Raw genomic sequence first — 19,644 nt, 5'->3', positions numbered from 1 at the left:
TATTATTTAAGTCACAAAATAAAAAATACCGCATAATTCACTTCTGAATAAGACGGTATTTAAAATAATATTATCTTCTAGGGTTTTCAAAGGAAGGTGGTGTTGGGTTTGGAGCTTCATGGGAAGGGCCTGGAGTTGATAAATCAAAATATAACTTAGAATCTTCAGTAACTCCAAAATCCTTATTTGAACCGCTCTTTTGAACTTTATTTAAAGCCTCTCTAAATAATGCGTTATGAGCTTCTTCTCTATTAAGTAAAAAATCTATTGTTGCTCTTACTTCTTTATCCTCTATCTGTCTATAGAGATATTCATAAACAACCTTTGCTCTTTGTTCAGATGCTATATTAGATAGTAAATCTGCAACTAAGTCTCCCGTAACAGTTACATAATCTGCTGTCCATGGAGCACCTGATGAGTTAATAAGTACAGGTGATAAACCACATTGTACATGTGTTTGAATTTCTCCATTACATACTTCAGTATTATTAACATCATGACCATTCAAAAGATTTATAGTCTGTGCAACCATTTCCATATGGCTAAGTTCCTCAGCTCCTATATCTAAGAATAAGTCCTTTATTTCAGGATCTTTTATTCTAAAGCTCTGAGAAATATACTGCATAGCTGCTTTTAACTCACCATTTCCTCCTCCTAGTTGTTCTTGCATTAGTACTGCATACTGAGGATTTGGTCTCTCTACTTTAACTTCATGCAACAATTGCTTTTTATGTTCAAACATTCTACTTCCTCCTAATAATATATTTTTATTAAATTTATTATTAGCAAAGTTTCAGTGTAATATTCTACACCTTTACCATAATACGGTATTAAAAATAATAATATTTGATTATATCTTTATTCATCATTGAAAGTATCTACTTTCGAAACCTAAACTACCTATAGAAATAGATGATTTATTAATTGGAAGGATGGTCAATGGCTTGAACATCTAATTCCAATGATTTCATTCTTCTTTCTCAAATTGGTCTTTGCCATTTAAAATGATATCAGCTAAAGCCTCTGCATTTTTATAATAATAAGTGAAACCTTCATCTCTTTCAAGAGATTCATCATTTAATTCTCTTTCAATAAATTCAATACATTCATTTAGCCGTGAAAGTGTCACATCCCAAAGAAACTGTTTGTAATCAGGTTTATATACCAATTTATCATATATGCTTTTTAGGAAAATCTCTCTATATTCATCTGTCATATAAAATGGAAAAGGAAAAAACTTCTCTGATCCGTGGGATATTAAACGCGCAATATCCAAAGAATAAGGCATAATACCTGCAAAGGCCCAGTCTATTAAAACAATACCTTCATTGCTTTCTATTGCATTACACTGCAAGAAATCCCCATTACATAAGGTGCGTGGACATACTAACTGTCTATCTAAAAAAACACCATATGCAGAAGATAGTTTCTGCTCATTTATAAGACATTTTGACCTTTTATTTATTCTTGTCCAATATCTTTCAAATCGGTTGTCCAACTCATTATCTTTAAAGTCATTTTCCTGCCAGTACATATTAAAAATACGAGAAAGACTGTCAGCACATCCATAGGCCATGTCTTCATCAAACATTCGTAAATCCCTTCCAGCAATATGTTCAATTAATATCCACTTCACGTTGTTAATATAAGCCCACCCCTCAAGTTTTGGCACAGGTAAATTTTTATTCTCAAGAAATTTTTCATAAACTTCTACCTCATATTTATCTGACTTTTTCAAAATATATGTCTTATCATCTGACATTATTTTATAGACATTATATGCCCTGTCTACACCTTCTCCGTTATCGTGAAAACGTTCAATATTAATTTTATGTGAAGGTGTTACATTAATTACATCAAGAACACTCTTCAACATGTTTATATGGTTTATATCTCTTATTTTTTCTGTATATACCCCTTTCATTGGATATCCCCCTTTTGTATGGTGAACAATTTCTTACAATAGACATTTATATTTATTTTGCCTAGTTATTTATGATTTTTGTTACAATTTTATTTAATCTATACAACAAATATTATCAGTAATTATTCATTAATAAGGCCTTTTTCTTCCATGAATTGAATCTATAAAACCTAAACTACCTATAGAAATAGCTGATTTATTCATTGGAATAATGGTCAATGGCTTGAATAGCTAACTCCAATGATTTAATTCTTCTTTCTAAAAGTGTTCTTTGAGGACTTCCTACCTTAGATTTAGCATAAACTCTTTCAATTGATGGGAGTAAACCAGTAAGAACATTTCCAGCTTCAACTAATTCTTTCTCATTGTAATGGTGGGGTATTTTATTCCAAACTTTTTCTAGCATTGCCAACCCAATGTGAAGAGCTTTAAGTCGTTTCTTTATTAAGGTAGTATTTGACCTTTTTTCTGTCATCTGAGCCAAGGCCTTTTCAGATTTACTGATAGTTGACTGGAAGGATTTTATTGATTCCAATTTACATTCATCTGATACATTTTCCATGTTAGTGCTCTCCTTTATTCGTCTATTAATTATTTTGATTCACGAGGTTAAACCATATTTGGTAATTTCCATAATATGTATTTATATTTGATTATATTAGCTAATATATTTAAAATACGGCTTAACTACCTCTTATTTATACTTCATAATCTTAGTATTTACTCATAATCTGCAAATATCAGCTAAAGCATTAGTAAATAGTTTCGGTTGATCAAGCATCATAAAGTGACCAGCTTCTTTTATAATAAACATTTTTTTGTTTGGTGCATTAATTGAATCAAAATAACGACTTGCTATTGTATGCGGGGCTTGAAAATCTCTGTCTCCAAGAATATAAAAAACAGGTATTTCATAATCACGACTTTCTTCATATAAACTATGTGAAAATAAAAAATCCCAAAGTTTTTTATTACTACTCATCCCTTTAAATAAACTCACAATATCTGACAACCTGAAAATTGGGCTTTTAAGTAATGTTTTTATTATAGGAATAAAATTCATTCCAACCTTATACTTTCCTTGCAGTATTCTAATTCTTTGTAATTTCTTTATCATAGGCTTTTCGTAATTTTTTTCGGGATAAACCCCTATTTTTTCAAGACTGTCTAAATCCTTTTTATTGCCCGCTTTTATTATTAATTCCCTTACTTTTTCGTAACCAATCTTTTCATTCTCCACTATATCTATTACTTGTCCTGCACCGATGTAGTATAATACCTCTTGAGGATATTTCAGCACAAATAATGTTCCCAGTACACTTCCCCAAGAATGACCTAATATAACAATCTTCTCCTTGTTATATTTCTTTTTCAAATAATTAACTATTTCAAATAAATCATCTATTAATTCTTCACAAGAAGGATAGTTACTATTTCTTTTCGATTTGGTTAATGTTTTTCCTGCACCTCTTTGATCCCAATGAACAATGTTAAAAAAACTTGATAATTCTTTTTGAAAAGCATATGCGAATGTTGACTCTGGCATTCCTGGACCACCATGTAAAAACAAAAGGACAGGAAGTTCAGCACTGATGGTATGGTGTAACAAGTATTGCTCTATTCCATTGATTTTGATATATTCTGAAGAATAATCGTTTTGTTTTTTCATAACTTACACCTCCTCTATAAAAATAATCTCTATTTCTGAACATACTGGTATTTCAACATTATTACTTATAGTTGTACAAATTTTATTTTACTACCTCACCATTATATCCACCAGTAATTTCAATAATGTTATTATCAGGGTCTTTTAATTGAAAATAATAATATGGTGTTCTGGAATAAAAATATTTTATATTAGTAATCTTCGTTGATATATTTAAACTTATAATCCTATCGTATTCCTTTTGCAAATCTTCAATCCAAAAATTTAAAACAAACTTATTTTTATTAGGTGCACTTGTTACACCAGTGAAATCAAATTCTTTATCATATTTGCCTATACTTATTATCTTATCAGGATTTTCTTCATCGAAGTGTGGATTAAGCATAGATATGTTGTGTCCTTCAAAGTGAAATTCTGCAAACCTATTTTGATTTCTACAACTTACTTCTATATCAAGCAATTTACTGTAGAAATCTATAGATTTATTAATATCTGCTACAACAAGATAAATGGAACCTAAATGTAACATAAAAAAATCCTCCTTTACTTCTTTTTCCAACGTTTCAAATTTGGCATATACTTCATCATTTTAGCTCGTGCAGTTTCTGCATCTGGACAATCGTCGCTTATTCTAAACGGAATACAGCTTTCAATCATTTCTTCCAAAGTTTCATCTTTTATAAATCTACCATTAAAAAAACAATAACAGCAATAGTCTTCATTACTTGAACTATCTGAATTTTTTCCAAGCTCCTTCTCATCTTCTAAAGACATACCACAACTTTGACATATTTTTTTCTCCATAGTTAATCTCTCCTATCAATATTTAAATTGTTAATTTTGTCTTATTATACCATTTTAAAATTGACACCTGTATGTCAACTTTAAAAATAATTTTCATAAGCTTCTTTAAATCTATTTGCAACTTCACTTTTTAATGATTCAGGAGAAATAACTTTAGCATGATTCCCAAATGACATAATCATCCCATAAAGCCACTCATCTTTAGGATAATTCAATGATACAGTAAAAGTTCCATCCTCATTAGATTTTATTTCATGTTCTTCAAAATAATCAAATACTTGATATGCCATACATTTATCTATTTTCATAGAAAACGAAATTTTATTTTGCGGAGAATCTATATATTTATCAATTTCTTCTTTATCCTCTATGTTAAGCTCCTTCTTTTTAAAAGACTCATCAAGACATTCAACTCTTTTCATTCTTGACAATTTAAATACTCTAATAGCCTGTTTTTCTTGACAGTACCCTCTTAAATACCATGCATGTCCTTTAAACCAAAGCTGTATTGGCTCCACTTTACGAGTTGAAATATCTCCAATTCTACCGTAATAATCAAATTTTAAAACACGTGTTTTCACTATTACAAATTTTACTCTTTGAAATAATTCTTGATGTTGATTACTCCAATCAGAAAAATCTATCGAAATCCAATTTGGATTTTTTATTTGAAATAGCCCAGATAATTTAACTAATAAATCATTAATAGCGCCTTTTTCTACCTCTTGTATACTTTGAATGGCTGCTAAAATTTGAATCTGTTCATCTTCAGATACAATACTTTTTTCAAAAACAAAATTATCAAGTATTGCAATTCCTCCATACTTTCCTTTTTTAGCGTATATAGGAATTCCAGCCATACTTAACGTTTCCACATCACGATAAATAGTTCGTACAGATACTTCAAAATGTTCTGCTAATTCACTAGCTTTTATACATTTTTTTTCTGATAGCAAATACATTATTTCAAATAATCGCTTCAATCAATCTCCCCCCAAAATGGTGTACAACTAATCAATTATCAACATTAAATCCTCTCCTGCAGGATATCTATATTGTACATATATTGAATAAAACTTACCACAATAGAATTGTATGGTAAGCTTTGTATAAGGTATCTTCTCTATATATTTTGTCATAACAAAAATATTTTAACCGTGATTATAAGCTATATGTTCTGAACCGAAAAATTTAGGATTCTCACTACTTATCATTTCAAAAATATTATCATTTAAAAAACTAGGTAATAAATATATTTCCTTTAAATTATTTATATCAATCCATTCACTTTTAAGTTGCATATCATCTATTTCTGTAGGATTAATAGTTTTGTCATTTTTTAATTTACATATAAAAATATGATATATTTTATGAATATAATCAGGATATAACTCTCGTGTTTTAGGGCTATCACATATTTCTTCATATAAAGCAGAAAATCTTATTGGTACAACATTGTATCCTGTTTCTTCAAGACATTCTCTTATAACAGCCTCATGTAAAGTTTCATATATATCTTGTCCTCCACCTGGCAACGAATAATAATTCCCATTATTCTCATCAAAGCACTTGTTTAATAAAATTTTATTGTTATCTATAATAATTGCTTTTGCTGCACTTCTAATGCTCATTTTTACCTCCATAAAAAACTAACCGGTTGTTAAAATACTCTTTGTCTGACACTTAAAAAGAACTTCATCTTTTCATTTTAATATCTCGCATGACTTATAAGCAATATAAGAAAAATACGAATTACTTAATTTTAGATTACGCCAAAAATCTATTCATCATCATTAAAAAACAATGCTAAATTCTTTGAACTTTCCATTGCTTTTATATCATCTTTAGATGATATATTATTTGTATTATGGCTATAAATAATTGGTGCAATGTCCCTAGAGTTCATATGATGTAAAATTGTACATGCTGTAGTGTAGGCATCTTCAATACGTCCATCCCCACCTCCAACAATTATAACTCCACCTTTTTTTTCTTTCTTAATAGGTTTTATATTTTGAAAATGTCTTGCACAAAAATATGTTTGTAACCTGCTTGTAATAGCAAGTAACTGACCTGTTAATTGAGAAAAGTAAAGTGGTGATGCAATTAATATGTTGTCACATTCTTGAATATATTTATAAACTTCTTGCATCTCATCGTTTATACAGCAGCCATCATTTTGCCAACAGTATCTACAATCAATACAAGGATGAATATGGCAATCATATGCATCTACTATTTTATATTCACCATCTAAATATTTAATAAACTCGTTTATCAAAGCCATAGTATCACCATTTTTTCTAGGTGTGCCACTAAAAATAAGAGTTTTCATTAATCAATACTCCTCGTATAATAAGTTTATAGTCAGTTAAATGACTGCTATAAACTTATTTATTTTTATATTTTAGTATAGATAAGAATGTGTCTGTGTTTTTCTGTGGGGATTCTCCTACAATTATTCATTTGTAAATTCAATCTACTAACTTATTGATAAACAATTTCATGTCGCTTTCAAAAATAGATAACCCCTGAAACCCGCATGAACACAACAACTAGTTTTATAGTTAAATATATCCATAGTTAAATAGGTTCATATTTTTATATTTAAATAGTTCTCTATATCCATATTTATATTTAAAACTAGACAAGGATATTTTTTTCATTTTAATATCTCACATAACTTATAGGCAATATAAGAATATTGTGTATTAATATAACTTCTGATTATGATTATAATTATTTTGCGAGTGTTAGAGGAAACTTATTCATTGATGTATATTTTGATACTCGAAATCCGAGATTTTCATATAATGGTTTCCCTTTTTCAGTCGCCATTAAATCAACTGCGGCAACGCCTAATAGCTTTGCTTCCGATAAAAGTTCAGTCATAACTTTCGTTGCAATGCCTTTTCCTCTATATTGAGGGTATGTAAAAACATTGTATACCGTACCTACAAGATATGATGAAAACGCTATCATCGGAGGTCTTTCCACGATTGACATAAATGCAGTTGCTAATACTTCATTTTCATTCTCGGCAATGATAGCAATAAATCCATTGTTAAGGTGTTGAGTAAAATATTCTTCTAACTTCGTTCTAATATCTTGCACCTCTTCCGAAGAATACACACCTTTTTCTGCAAACAGGTAATCCATACGAATATTTATGAGGAGGTCAATATCCTCTTTAACCATTTTTCTTACTTTCATGTTTTGCACCACCTTATATTTATAATCTTCAGTTCGCACTTTCCTTTGAATTGCGACATAAAAAATACCGCGTATTCAGTTTTGAATAGTACGGTATCTACGTTATATTTAATTTTTATAATACTTTAACATTGTGACTTAATTATCTGACTAAGGACTTCTTAAAATTCAATGGAACATCAACTTCTTCATACCCTAATGATTTATGAGCGATTGGGCTAATAGGATACCTTTCAGTGGTATCTGACCCAATTTCTATGCACCCATTTTCTACAGCCCAAGTTTCACCTTTTTCCACTAATAATTTTCCAACACCTTTTTGCCTATATTCTGGTTTTACATACCATCCCTCTATAAATCCTACGTTCTTTGTTTTACATCCCAATGCAGTTTCACGTATTGATACCTCTATAAACCCTACTATATTCCCATTATCTTCTGCTATATAAAACATATAATCTAATTTGAATCGCTTATATATTTCTTTCATCTCTTTTTCTAATTCTTCCAAAGTATGATAAGACCATAACAAATATCTTAGTTTTAGCCATTCATCAAAATCTTGTATTGATACTTCTCTTATTTTCATATTTTCACCTCAAATTAATTCGTACTATTTTACTATCATGAAGCAATTATAACATATATTGTAAATACCCTACTATTCAATTTTTAAAGAACAAATTTATAATTTAGTTCGCCATATCTACAAAATACGAATTAAAACACAGTAAAATTCACTTCTGAATTAATACGATATCCTGGTTCCTTGACTTTATTTTCTCTCTACAATTTCACCAGTACTTTTCAAAATACTATTCTCTGGAATATAACCTCTTACAGAACTTAATGGATAAACAATACTATCTTTTCCTATTATTGTCCCTGGGTTTAAAACTGAGTTACATCCTACTTCAGCTGAATCGCCTAGAATTGCACCAAATTTCCTTAAACCAGTTTCAACAATATCTGTACCATATTTTACTTTTACTAATGTTCCATCAGACTTTAAATTAGAGGTTATTGCACCTGCCCCCAAATGCGCTTTATACCCTAATATTGAATCACCAACATAATTGTAATGGGGAACCTGCACTTTATTAAAGAGGATTGAATTTTTAATTTCAGTTGAGTTTCCAATTACAACATCATTACCAATAATAACATTGTCTCTAATGTAAGCAGAATGCCTGATTTCACAATTGTAACCGATAATCGCTGGACCGTTTATAAGAACACTTTTTTCTATAGTAGTGCCTTTGCCAACCCATACAAATTCCTTTATTCTTTCAAAATCGCTTGGCAGATTTTTTGCATATTCAAAAATGAAATCCTTAATTTCTGTAAGAGCTTCCCAAGGATACTTAACCCCACAAAATATTGCTTGTGCATATAATTCACTCAATGTAAAAAGTTCATCAACAGAAATCCCCATAATAATCCTCCTTAATGTATTTTATAATAATTAATTGATTTCACATCAAATCCACTAGGATATTCATTATTTTTAGGAATTCTAATACCTAACGGCAATTTATATAAAGCCATCTTTTACCCCTTTCTCATAATAATGATACATATTATATATTTTAAAATATCATACTATTCAGAAATTAATATCCATATTTTAAGTAATTGTAACTTTTATTAAGTTGCTAGATATTTAAAGAAATTTGTCCAGATATATAGAAATGAAAATAAATAAGTACTAAAAATATTACAGTTACACCTATTAGATATATAATTTTTATTAATTTTATTTGTATTGGACTTGCTTTCTTTAAACTTTTTTGAAGTTTGGGTGTTAGTAATAAGAAATAAAATGCTAATGCTACAATGTAATAAATACATGCAATAATTATAAATAAATATTTCTCAATCATGTATATTCTCCCCCCCTGTAATATTAATATAAATACAATTTATATGGCTTAGAATCAATTTAAGAAAATTATACCACATCATATTGAATATTCATCCATAAATCTCACAAATTTAGTAATTAATATTTCAAATACTATACTATTCAATTTTCAAAGATCAAACTTTCTTAATTAGTTAGCAATACTGATATACTTTTCATGTTAGTGATCTCCTTTTTTCATCTATTAATTATTTTTATTGGTCACCTCACTCTTTATAATTATATTTTTTTTACCATACTATATGATCTATAGCCTCTTGGATCATTCTCTTTTACCAAAACTACCTTGTATCCTAATTTTTCGTAGAATTTTTCTGCTTGAAACTCTACTGTACCTAAATTAATGCTATAAACATTTAGCTCTTTTGCTTTTTCCTCTATTTTACACATAAGATTTTTACCAATTCCATTTCCATTACATTCTTCATCAACTACAAGCCAACCTATATACATTGAATCTTCAGTAATGCTCCCATGAACTCCTCCAACAAATTTATCATTATCTAATGCAACAAACATTATATTTCTTTCTTCCATTGGATAAATATTATTATCTCTATTAAACTTTTCTATTCGATTTAATAAAATAGAATTATATTTATCTACTTTTGCAGTCACAACCATAACTTGTATCTGTAAATTACTTTTTATATCAAAATCAATATTCTTCAAATAAAAATATCTAGTTGTTCTTGGTGTCCTTTCTGTAGTTCCTCCAATATCAAAACCAATAGACTTAAAATCTTCTACTCTAGATTCAACTTCTGTATATAATTTCATGCCTATTGCTTTATTTTTATAATAATCACTAACTTCTGAAATCAACTTTTTTAAAACATCAATGTTCTCATAAAACATACTACCAATACTTACCCAATCCCAAGAATAATTTGTATATATACTTCCAACCAGTTTTTCACCATCAATAGCATAAAAATATTCAGTTGATGAATCTTTTTCGCCAGTATGTTTTAAATTATAAGCTCTTAATTCTTTTATCAGTTCATCTTTATATTTAAAATTTTTATCTTCTATATACCTCATTTTACCCCTCCAAAAGTCCATAAATTTCTTGTATCGGACAATTAAAATAATAATACAAAATTTATCTCATATTTATAGAAAAAACTACGGCTACTTATGGTACGGTTCTCGTAACAGTTCTATCGGCGTGCTTAAGCAAAATTTATTATTTATCATAACCATGAATCTGTCTTGAAGATATAATAAGCATCATCTACCACAAATTACCATTTGGCGTTTTGCATTTTTAAAAATGAAAATATAAATATAAATGTATGTAACAACTATACTCCTAATATAACTAATTGTTTACAAAGTCAATAATCAACTTATTAACCATATCTGGATTATCTTGATTTGAGTTATGCCCTGCATGATGAATAAAATAAAATGTACAATTGCTATCATCTTTTGCCCATGCCTCAGCAATTTTTTTAATATTGCCTGTTTTGTCATCTGAACCACAAAGTAACAACACAGGTTTTTTAAACTTAAATTCCGAATCATAGTGAAGACATCCTGTTAAATCTGTTATTATATCAATAAAGGTTTTTTTATCTATCCTTTCAAAGCAATCCCTAACGTATTTCTTTACACTAGCTTTGTTTCCACAAGCATTCGCACTCTGTTTTATAAGTAACTTCCATGGATAGCAGTTAAATATAAACTTAGTACATTTCAGTGAACACTTTTCCATAAATGTGAGCTTACCTGTGTTTTTGGTACAATCAATCAACACTGATTTCTCTACTAGTTCTGGATAATAATAAGATATTTCCTGAGCCAGATTGCCCCCCATTGATTGTCCTATAAGAATCGCTTTATCAATATTATAAATTTCATATAATTTTTTGCAGTCGCTAATCATTTCTTTAAACTGAAATTTTTTCCCTTGCTCCAATTTAGATAAACCGTGCCCTCTAGAATCCCATGCAATTAAATTGTAAGTATCATCAAATGCCTTAAATTGTTCATTGAACATTTCATGATTAACACCTGCTCCATGAAAAAATAGCACCCATTTATTTGCTGTTCCCTTTCTATACCAGTAATGAATCTCACAATTCAAATTTTGAAATACCAAATGTGTGACTTTATCCTCCATAATGAACTCCCCTTTATAGTTTAATCAAGAATTCTTCCTTGTAATAATATTTTTTCAAAGAATTCATCATACCCTTAAACTCACTTACCTTCTGCTGCATTTTTGAAATATCCAAATCTTCCAGTCCACGCATTAACCCTTCTGCCGCAGAAAGAACTATATCAAGCAATATCTTTACATCACTTGGATTTTTAAATTTATCATAATCGATAATCTTTAATATCTCCTCTTCCCCAGTTTGCAGCATTATTTTTTTCCTCTTATCTAGCTCAAGCTTTATCTCTTCAAAGCTTTCATAATACGCTTTTGTGACAAACTTATACAAATATGGATAGTCATTAATCATTTTCATTCTACGCTCCACAGTTTTATTGATTAGTTGAAAAAAATCATTTATTTTTTTATTAACACTCTCTTCCTTCTGTTCATCAAGAAAGTTAATTGCGGTATTAAATAAAAATAAGTAGTATTCCTTTTTGTCTTTAAAATAATAAAACAATAACGACTTGGAGATATCGGCTTCACTAGCAATTGCATTCATTGAAGCTTTCTTATATGGATATAATGCGAATAGCTTGTATCCAGAATTGAGCAAATTTTTTTGTTTATATGATGGTAACTGAAAATATGATTGATTCATAGTATTCTCCTTTATAGACCAAAACGGTCAGTAGATTAATTTTATTTTAACCCTACTGACCGTTTTTTAGAAGACCTAAAATTTAATATTCAATAAATTTGTAAACTAACTATAAATACCTGCTACTCATTTATCGAAATTTTGCTACTACTTGCTGTTGCCCATGCTGGGCGCACAATAACAAAACCCTCAACAACAACTTGTTGAGGGTTTCATTGGTGGAGGTGAAACATGTCATCCCAAATCCACGATTGCTAATTAGTTTACAAAAAAACTTAGATACTATTTATTTTTACTCTACTTCAATTCTAACTGTGAACTTATCTCTAATTATTTTCTAACGTAGTATAACCATTCCACTATCTAAGTTGTAACCCATTTTCATTAAGATAATTAATAAAAAGCTCTTTTACCTTAGTAATCTCTTCAATTTGTAAAGTTCTATTACTATCACCAATAATCATTCTAATAGTAGTACTCTTCATGTTATCTGGAACATTTTTTCCTGAATAAGTGTCTATATAATTAGTTTGTATTATTAATGGGTGGATGAATCTATTCACTAGGGATTCTATATCATCATAAAGCGTATTCATTGGAGTTAAAATACTGAAATCAAGATAAGTTTCAGGATATTTGGAAATTGCTTCATATTTAATTAGATTTTTTTCTACAGTACTAAGAATCTGCAAATTAATGTCTATTACCTTTATAGTATGCTTGCTGCTGAATAATTTCAGTGTAGAGGACGGTATAGAATATACATATCCTAATTTCACATCTTTATAGCTTATGCTAAGGCAATGCTCCTTATAGTCATCCTTTATTTGAATATACTTTCCATCAATATTTTTCGCAGTTTTTAATAAATAGCTGCTAATTCCCTTTGTATAGCGATATAATTGTTCCTCATCTTTGCTGCTGTAAATTGCAGCTGTCAAATGCTTAGGTTGAGCTAATTTACCATCATCCATTTTGAATACTCTTCCTATTTCAAAGATTTTAATTTCCTCGAAGCTTTTTCTATTGTCATAAATTATTTTGAGTAAATTAGGCAGTATATCGCTTCTAAGGCTTTCATACTGCTTTACTCCAGAATTCACTATCTTCAAGGTATTTTTATATTCATAGCCAAGTCTCTTAAGCCAATTGTTATCGTACCATGAGTAGGAGTGAACCTCGTTGAAGTCAAATTTTTTCACTAATATATCATTCAATAAATACTCCATGTCCTTTATAGGATCTTTTATACCAGCAGTTACTTCTGCTTTATTAGGACTGCCTTTTATATTATCATAGCCATACACTCTAAGAATTTCTTCTATTATATCTGCTTTGCAGGTGATATCCTTTGTTGCCCTGAAGGTGGGCACTTTTATATAATATACATTCTCTTTCTCTTCTATCTCAAACTCCAAACTCTTTAGTATATTCATCACAACAGTCTTATCAATGTTGTTTCCTAAATAAGTTTCTATATATTTACGGTCAATGCTAATATCTATAGACTTTACTTCATTAATAACATTATCGTACAGCGATGTTTCTACTTCTATTTCAGGCTGATACTTCTGAAGCAGTTTCAAGAATCTCCCAATGGCAACAATAGTAATTGCGGTATCTAAGAACTTTTCATATCTCACGCTTGCATCTGTTCTAATACCTAAGGATGAGGCAGTTTTTCTTACAGCTATCCCATCAAAAGTAGCAGATTCAAGGATTATTCCTTCTGTATTTTCACATACCTCTGATTCATATCCTCCTATTATGCCTGCTATGGCTAAAGGCTTATCCTCATAGCATATCATTAATGTATCTTTAGGAATATCTCTTTGTGAATTATCTAAAGTATCGAACTGTATTGACTGCTTTAAGCTAGCTGCTCTAATAGAATGGATATCTCTACTATTAAAAGTATGAAGAGGTTGACCTATATCAAGCATAACATAGTTTGCAATATCTACTATAATATTAATTGGTCTAATGCCGCAGTTACTTAATCTATCAGCAATAAGCTCTGGCGATTTATTTGCCTTCACATTACCAATTTTAATTGCAGAATATCTCAAAACCTTTTCTTTATCTTCAATATCGACCTCTAAAGTCTTTTTACTACTGTCTCTTAGCTGCTCTTCCTTTATATAATCTATACTTTTTAATTTTCTACCTGTGATTGCTGAAATTTCTCTTGCTATTCCATAATGGCACCATAAATCTGGCCTATTGGTTAAAGATTTATTATCTATTTCAATTATCACGTCATTCTCTATATAATTTACTTCTTCTATCTCTGCAGTAGTGATTGTGAATTTACTTACAAGCCAATCAACATCTATATCTTTTATTTCCACATAATCATTTATCCAATCTAATGATATCTTCATTTTTCTTACCCCCATTACTTATTTAAATTGCCTCATAATTTTCAAATTGCCAGAGTTGAAAACTCTGATATCTGGTACTCCGTATTTCATCATTGCAAGTCTTGTAAGTCCAAGACCAAATGCAAAGCCTGTGTATTTTTCGCTGTCAATGCCACCATACTTTAATACATTTGGATGAACCATTCCACATGGCAGTAATTCTACCCATCCAGAATGTTTGCAGGTAGGACATCCTTTTCCTCCGCAAATTTCACATTTTATATCAAGTTCAAAGCCTGGCTCTACAAACGGGAAATATCCTGGTCTAAGTCTCACCGTAATCTGCTTTTCAAATATTTTACTTAACATTGTTTCCATAGTATAAATGAGGTTTGCCACAGATATTCCCTCATCTATTACAATACCTTCAAGCTGGAAGAATGTATTTTCATGGGACGCATCAATATCTTCATTTCTGAAGCATCTTCCAGGAATAATAGCCTTGATTGGAGGAGAATACTGCTCCATTATATGCTGCTGTCCTGCTGAAGTCTGAGTCCTTAATACCATACCATTTTCTAGCCAATAGGTATCCTGCATATCTCTAGCTGGATGATATTTAGGAATATTTAAAGCTTCAAAGTTGTAGTAGTCTGTTTCAACCTCATTGGTATCAGCTATGATGAAACCCATTCCCTTAAAAATTTCTTCAATATCCCTTTGAACAATTGTTATTGGATGATAAGTTCCCTCCTCAAATTCCATGCCAGGGAGGGTTATATCAAATTTATTTTCCATGCTGCTGTTTTCAAGGTCAGTTTTTAGTTCTGATATTCTTTCTGTAATGTAGTTTTTAAGCTTATTTCCTTCAACACCTATAGCCTTTCTTTCTTCAATACTAAAGCTGCTTAGTGACTTTAATATATTTGTTAATTCTCCATTCTTACCTAAAAATCTTATTCTCAATGATTCCAGCTCTTCCATAATTTTAACTTCTTCAAAAGCTCTCACTACCACTTCTTTTAATTGGTTAATTGACTCTGCCATTTTAATCCTCTCCTTTTAACTTTTTGAAAATTAAAAAACCCCTCATCCTAAAAAGGACGAGAGGTTAAACTCACGCTGTACCACCTTATTTATCAATCATATTTGATATTCTAATACTGTTTACAGAACACCTAATACAATTGACATCTCAAACAGATACGGGAATGAAATCCGATATCCTCTTTCTTATAACGGTGAAAGCTCCGTTTTACCTAATAAAATTTCAGCTTAAAACTCCAGAGGGAACTTCAAAGTAACTTCCACTGCAGGTTTCTCAGCATCCCCTACTCTCTGTAAGCTTTAGATAAATTTACTTTCCTCTATCATCGTCATATCAATATTCATTTTCAAATATATTAACATAATAATATTTTAAAGTCAATATTTTTTTAAAATTCTGATTAATTCGCATCAATTACTAAATTGTATATTTTAAACTCATAATGTTTATAATGATTAAATTTATTGCTGGAACTACCCTCATCATTCAAAAAACACAACCGACTGTAAGCAGCTTTTTAAGCCACCTACATGCGGTCGAGGGTTTCACTGGTGGAGGCGAACCTTATTTAACTCCTATACAAAAATTCCAAGTCATTTAAGGTATGGTTCTACATAAAGTTCTTTAAAAAAATCTACGTGATTTATGGTAAGGTTCATCTGGAGTTTCTCAAATCATGTTATGTATCATAATTTTGGATGACATCAGTGATTTATAATTAACTACCAATTTTAGTAAAAACCTCATTCACTTATGGTACGGTTCATCTTATCGAAAGTAATCATTCTAACTTGTGTGTAACATATACCCCAATTTTACCTTTATCAAATTATATTGTTAAATAAAATGAATACTTTGACCCCCTCTGAAAGAACTTCATCTAACATTTCATTCCCCACAGTTACACAAAACTAATGTTGGGATATCTGATTTTTACTAGTATTCCCGTCGTTGATATCCGATAATATTATTCTAGCTGACAATTGACTAGTACGTCTTCTCCTACAATTATTCATTTGTAAAATCAACCTACTAACTCATTGATAGACAATTTCATGTCGCTTTCAAAAATAGATAACCCCTGAAACCCGCATGAACACAACAACTAGTTTTACAGTTAAATATATCCATAGTTAAATAGGTTCATATTTTTATATTTAAATAGTTCTCTATATCCATTTTTCCCTATATAAATAGGTAAAAATATACCTATTTATATTTAAAACTAGGCAAGGATATTTTTTTCATTTTAATATCTCACATGACTTATAACTAATATAAAAATATTGTAACCAAATTATAAAAATACAAGAATATATTACAGTTTTTTAGCCATTATTATGAATTCCGTATATCCATCAGAAGTTTCCAATACATTTCTTTCAGTTTCTTTAAAACCTAACTTTTTATATATCTTTATTGCTCTTTCATTGAAGGATGCTACCATTAGCTTAACATTATTTCCTTTATAGTTTAGTCTTTTAATACCAAACTCAATGCATGCTCTGGTAAATTCTTTGCCTAAGCCTTGTCCCGTTAACTCAGGTTTGATCCCTAACCCTATGGTCATTTGTCCATCCTCTAACCAGTGGCAATAAAATCCTATCATATCTTCTCCATTAAAACAGGCAAAATATCTTACCTCGCTATCTGGTGCTAAAAATTCCTTTAAACCATCTTCTGATGGCATATCATAAAATGAATAAATTCCATCATAGTGCCACTTGTTAACTTCACGTATATGTTCTATTGTAAATTCCTTAAATTTTAGATTCATTTTTTATCCCCCCATTTTGGTAAAGCATATTTATTATTAAATATTATAAAATCATTAATTTCACCTCTTAATTATAAAAAGACTATGGGATATTACTCTCCCCTCAGTACTTGTCTTTATAAGATAATCATACTTATAATTTTTTACAGTAGTTATTTATATTAAATTTTATTACCTAATCTATTAAGATTACGATTTTAAATATTATGTTTATTGCTTTACATTATTTGTTTCTATTTACTGACGCTTCAACTATTCTTTTGTTAATAGAATAATTACATCCAAAATTAGAATCATCAAACAATTCTATTCTCGATAGTAAATCAATATCTTTTATATTACTCCAGTTAATTTCGCTGCTTAATTCTTTTAATATAATTTCTGAATCAAAACCAAGATAACCCCTACTATAATAGTTTATAATTTTAGGTTCTACATAACTTGTTAAGCCTATAGAATTATGTTTCTCTATTATCTTAATGTATAAGTTACATAAAGCTGCTTCCCGTTCTTTTCTTTCAGGTGAAGCTATCGCCGTCTCTATTAAATCAGATATAGCACTCGATATTTCAAGCCTTTTGAAAGCAACTACGAACCACTTGCTATAGGGATAATATTTTTTTTCATAATAAAAACATATCTTCATTAGCTTATTTATTATTCTATTCGTAATAATACTTTCACCTATTCTATCATCCTTTTCTGCACATCTACCTATAAAAGCTTGTTCCTCATTAATTGATTTCCATAGTATAAATAAACGTAAGAGCAAAACATTCCTTGGGAAAAATTGAATAGCTTGTCTTGCTTTAGTTAAATCTCCAATTCCATCATAAAATACTTCTCCACTTGTTAGTTCTAGTAGATGCTGTATTGGGAAGGATATCCAGTCCTTAAAATCTATTTCTCTATGTTGATTAACAACTATATCATTGTTAAAAAAAGAATTTACCGTATTTATTTCTACAAAATGGTTAATAGGATATGTATTCTTATATTGCATATAACCATTATTAGTCCATCCTTCGACAGCCTTGTAGTTAGTTGGAAACCCCTTATATTCAAAGGGTAGGTTATATTTGAAGAGGGTATCTAACTTAGTTTTTACATCATTAAAGTTTTCTTCCTCTAAAAAAATTTGTAATCTGGGCCCCCAAACATGGTCAGTGGATTTATAGTCATCAAACCCCAATACATCTGAGCAATGTCCAACGAGCGCTGCTGCATATCGAAGATCCGGATATTGCTTATCTATTAGTGGTTTTATAATATCAAAGTAAAATCCTTTATTTAATTTTAGTCCTGGAATAAATTCATTCTCACTTTTACATACAAAGATATCACTCATATTCCTACTCCTTTTATCAATTAGTGAATAATATCTTACAATTATTCATATACAATCATAATTGTAATACTTATTATAGAACAATTACAATAAAATGTTTTAAAATACAAAAAGCACCTCTATAAAGAGATGCTCTAGTCAGTGTATGAATAACGTTTATTATAATTTGAGTTATTAAATAAAAAATACTGTCGTGATATATTAACCTTCTTTATAATTATTATGATATTCTCGATCCAGCATACTAAAATAGAATTGGTCGACCCACTTACCTCCACATAGATACTCTTCCCTAAATACACCCTGCTTTGACATACCTGCTTTTTCCATTATTGATGCAGATTTTTTATTTTCGCAATGGCACATACCTAATACCTTATGAGCTTTCAATTCATTAAATGCAAAGGATAGCAAAATCTGTACACTCTCTAAACAATAACCATTACCTTGAAACTCAGGCAAGATAACATATCCAATTTCCCAGCTCTTACGTGAAGTAATACATTCCCATATATAAACTACTCCCATCTGTACCCCATCTGAACTTCGTTTAACTATAAAATCAAAAACATCATTTTCTTCAATTCGCTTAATAAACTTCTTTCGAATACGATTTTTGTCAGTCTCAACATGTTCCTCATAACACCATAATTCTTCATCACTTTCTTCATTACATATAAACTCCATATGTTCTTCAGTTACAGGTACAAGTTCTATAGATTTTCCTTTTAATAGATGTTGTATTTGTTTTTCTATATTTATATTTTCCATTCTTATCCCCCACTTTTTCATTTTCCTCTGCTAAT

The 19,644-nt window shown here is 29.7% G+C and carries 22 protein-coding genes and 1 other annotated feature; all 22 genes read right to left on the bottom strand.

The features are described from left to right. Positions 1-70 precede the first annotated feature (70 nt). Entirely contained in the window at positions 71-742 is a 672-nt protein-coding gene (locus tag B3086_RS06890; RefSeq protein ID WP_346846838.1) for a manganese catalase family protein, read from the bottom strand. Positions 743-967: 225 nt separating this feature from the next. After that, positions 968-1,924 carry a phosphotransferase gene (locus B3086_RS06885; protein ID WP_346893058.1) on the bottom strand — a complete coding sequence of 319 codons (957 nt, stop codon included), beginning with the start codon at positions 1,922-1,924 and terminating at the stop codon, positions 968-970. 196 nt (positions 1,925-2,120) lie between these two features. Continuing rightward, complete coding sequence (locus B3086_RS06880) at positions 2,121-2,486, bottom strand: hypothetical protein (protein ID WP_346893056.1); 366 nt, start codon at positions 2,484-2,486, stop codon at positions 2,121-2,123. Between the two features lie 162 nt (positions 2,487-2,648). Next, positions 2,649-3,593, bottom strand: a complete 945-nt coding sequence (locus tag B3086_RS06875; protein WP_346846835.1) for an alpha/beta hydrolase — start codon at positions 3,591-3,593, stop codon at positions 2,649-2,651. 82 nt (positions 3,594-3,675) lie between these two features. Next, positions 3,676-4,122: a VOC family protein gene (locus B3086_RS06870; protein ID WP_346893054.1), complete on the bottom strand. Its 447-nt coding sequence runs from the start codon at positions 4,120-4,122 to the stop codon at positions 3,676-3,678. Between the two features lie 14 nt (positions 4,123-4,136). Next, positions 4,137-4,397 carry a zinc ribbon domain-containing protein gene (locus tag B3086_RS06865; protein WP_346893052.1) on the bottom strand — a complete coding sequence of 87 codons (261 nt, stop codon included), beginning with the start codon at positions 4,395-4,397 and terminating at the stop codon, positions 4,137-4,139. 80 nt (positions 4,398-4,477) lie between these two features. After that, entirely contained in the window at positions 4,478-5,380 is a 903-nt protein-coding gene (locus B3086_RS06860; protein WP_346893050.1) for a YafY family protein, read from the bottom strand. Positions 5,381-5,407: 27 nt separating this feature from the next. After that, positions 5,408-5,536, bottom strand: coding sequence for a hypothetical protein (locus B3086_RS06855; protein WP_346893048.1), 129 nt, complete (start codon positions 5,534-5,536; stop codon positions 5,408-5,410). 12 nt (positions 5,537-5,548) lie between these two features. After that, positions 5,549-6,028 (bottom strand): NUDIX domain-containing protein, encoded by a 480-nt coding sequence (locus B3086_RS06850; protein WP_346891405.1) that lies wholly within the window; start codon positions 6,026-6,028, stop codon positions 5,549-5,551. A gap of 149 nt (positions 6,029-6,177) precedes the next feature. Then, positions 6,178-6,732: a flavodoxin family protein gene (locus B3086_RS06845; RefSeq protein WP_346891407.1), complete on the bottom strand. Its 555-nt coding sequence runs from the start codon at positions 6,730-6,732 to the stop codon at positions 6,178-6,180. Positions 6,733-7,136: 404 nt separating this feature from the next. Next, the gene (locus tag B3086_RS06840; RefSeq protein WP_346891409.1) at positions 7,137-7,610 is read right to left on the bottom strand and encodes a GNAT family N-acetyltransferase; all 474 of its coding nucleotides are present in this window, start codon (positions 7,608-7,610) and stop codon (positions 7,137-7,139) included. A 142-nt stretch (positions 7,611-7,752) separates the two neighbouring features. Then, a complete protein-coding gene (locus tag B3086_RS06835; RefSeq protein WP_346846829.1) occupies positions 7,753-8,199 on the bottom strand; it encodes a GNAT family N-acetyltransferase in 447 nt (148 codons plus the stop codon). Positions 8,200-8,385: 186 nt separating this feature from the next. Continuing rightward, a complete protein-coding gene (locus tag B3086_RS06830; RefSeq protein ID WP_346846828.1) occupies positions 8,386-9,045 on the bottom strand; it encodes a UDP-N-acetylglucosamine pyrophosphorylase in 660 nt (219 codons plus the stop codon). Positions 9,046-9,265: 220 nt separating this feature from the next. Beyond that, entirely contained in the window at positions 9,266-9,493 is a 228-nt protein-coding gene (locus tag B3086_RS06825) for a hypothetical protein (RefSeq protein ID WP_346846825.1), read from the bottom strand. Positions 9,494-9,753: 260 nt separating this feature from the next. Beyond that, on the bottom strand, positions 9,754-10,578 hold the full coding sequence (locus B3086_RS06820) for a GNAT family N-acetyltransferase (RefSeq protein WP_346846824.1): 825 nt from the start codon (positions 10,576-10,578) through the stop codon (positions 9,754-9,756). 280 nt (positions 10,579-10,858) lie between these two features. Beyond that, a complete protein-coding gene (locus tag B3086_RS06815) occupies positions 10,859-11,662 on the bottom strand; it encodes an alpha/beta hydrolase (RefSeq protein WP_346880356.1) in 804 nt (267 codons plus the stop codon). A gap of 13 nt (positions 11,663-11,675) precedes the next feature. Further along, positions 11,676-12,302, bottom strand: a complete 627-nt coding sequence (locus tag B3086_RS06810) for a TetR/AcrR family transcriptional regulator (protein WP_346893046.1) — start codon at positions 12,300-12,302, stop codon at positions 11,676-11,678. 359 nt (positions 12,303-12,661) lie between these two features. Then, positions 12,662-14,686 carry a phenylalanine--tRNA ligase subunit beta gene (gene pheT, locus B3086_RS06805; RefSeq protein ID WP_346893044.1) on the bottom strand — a complete coding sequence of 675 codons (2,025 nt, stop codon included), beginning with the start codon at positions 14,684-14,686 and terminating at the stop codon, positions 12,662-12,664. Positions 14,687-14,704: 18 nt separating this feature from the next. After that, on the bottom strand, positions 14,705-15,712 hold the full coding sequence (pheS, locus tag B3086_RS06800; protein ID WP_084178103.1) for a phenylalanine--tRNA ligase subunit alpha: 1,008 nt from the start codon (positions 15,710-15,712) through the stop codon (positions 14,705-14,707). A 49-nt stretch (positions 15,713-15,761) separates the two neighbouring features. After that, positions 15,762-16,048: a binding site (T-box leader), on the bottom strand. A 983-nt stretch (positions 16,049-17,031) separates the two neighbouring features. Next, the gene (locus B3086_RS06795) at positions 17,032-17,490 is read right to left on the bottom strand and encodes a GNAT family N-acetyltransferase (protein ID WP_346891419.1); all 459 of its coding nucleotides are present in this window, start codon (positions 17,488-17,490) and stop codon (positions 17,032-17,034) included. Between the two features lie 223 nt (positions 17,491-17,713). Further along, on the bottom strand, positions 17,714-18,838 hold the full coding sequence (locus B3086_RS06790; RefSeq protein ID WP_346893042.1) for a DUF4037 domain-containing protein: 1,125 nt from the start codon (positions 18,836-18,838) through the stop codon (positions 17,714-17,716). Between the two features lie 201 nt (positions 18,839-19,039). Further along, a complete protein-coding gene (locus B3086_RS06785) occupies positions 19,040-19,609 on the bottom strand; it encodes a GNAT family protein (RefSeq protein ID WP_346846818.1) in 570 nt (189 codons plus the stop codon). Positions 19,610-19,644: the final 35 nt, after the last annotated feature.

Origin of the sequence: Clostridium sp. UBA871 (genome assembly GCF_002295255.1) — a bacterium.
GTDB lineage: Bacteria > Bacillota > Clostridia > Clostridiales > Clostridiaceae > Clostridium_J > Clostridium_J sulfidigenes.
The sequence above is the reverse complement of the archived record's forward strand: the minus strand, read 5'-3'. Positions and strand labels throughout refer to the sequence as shown.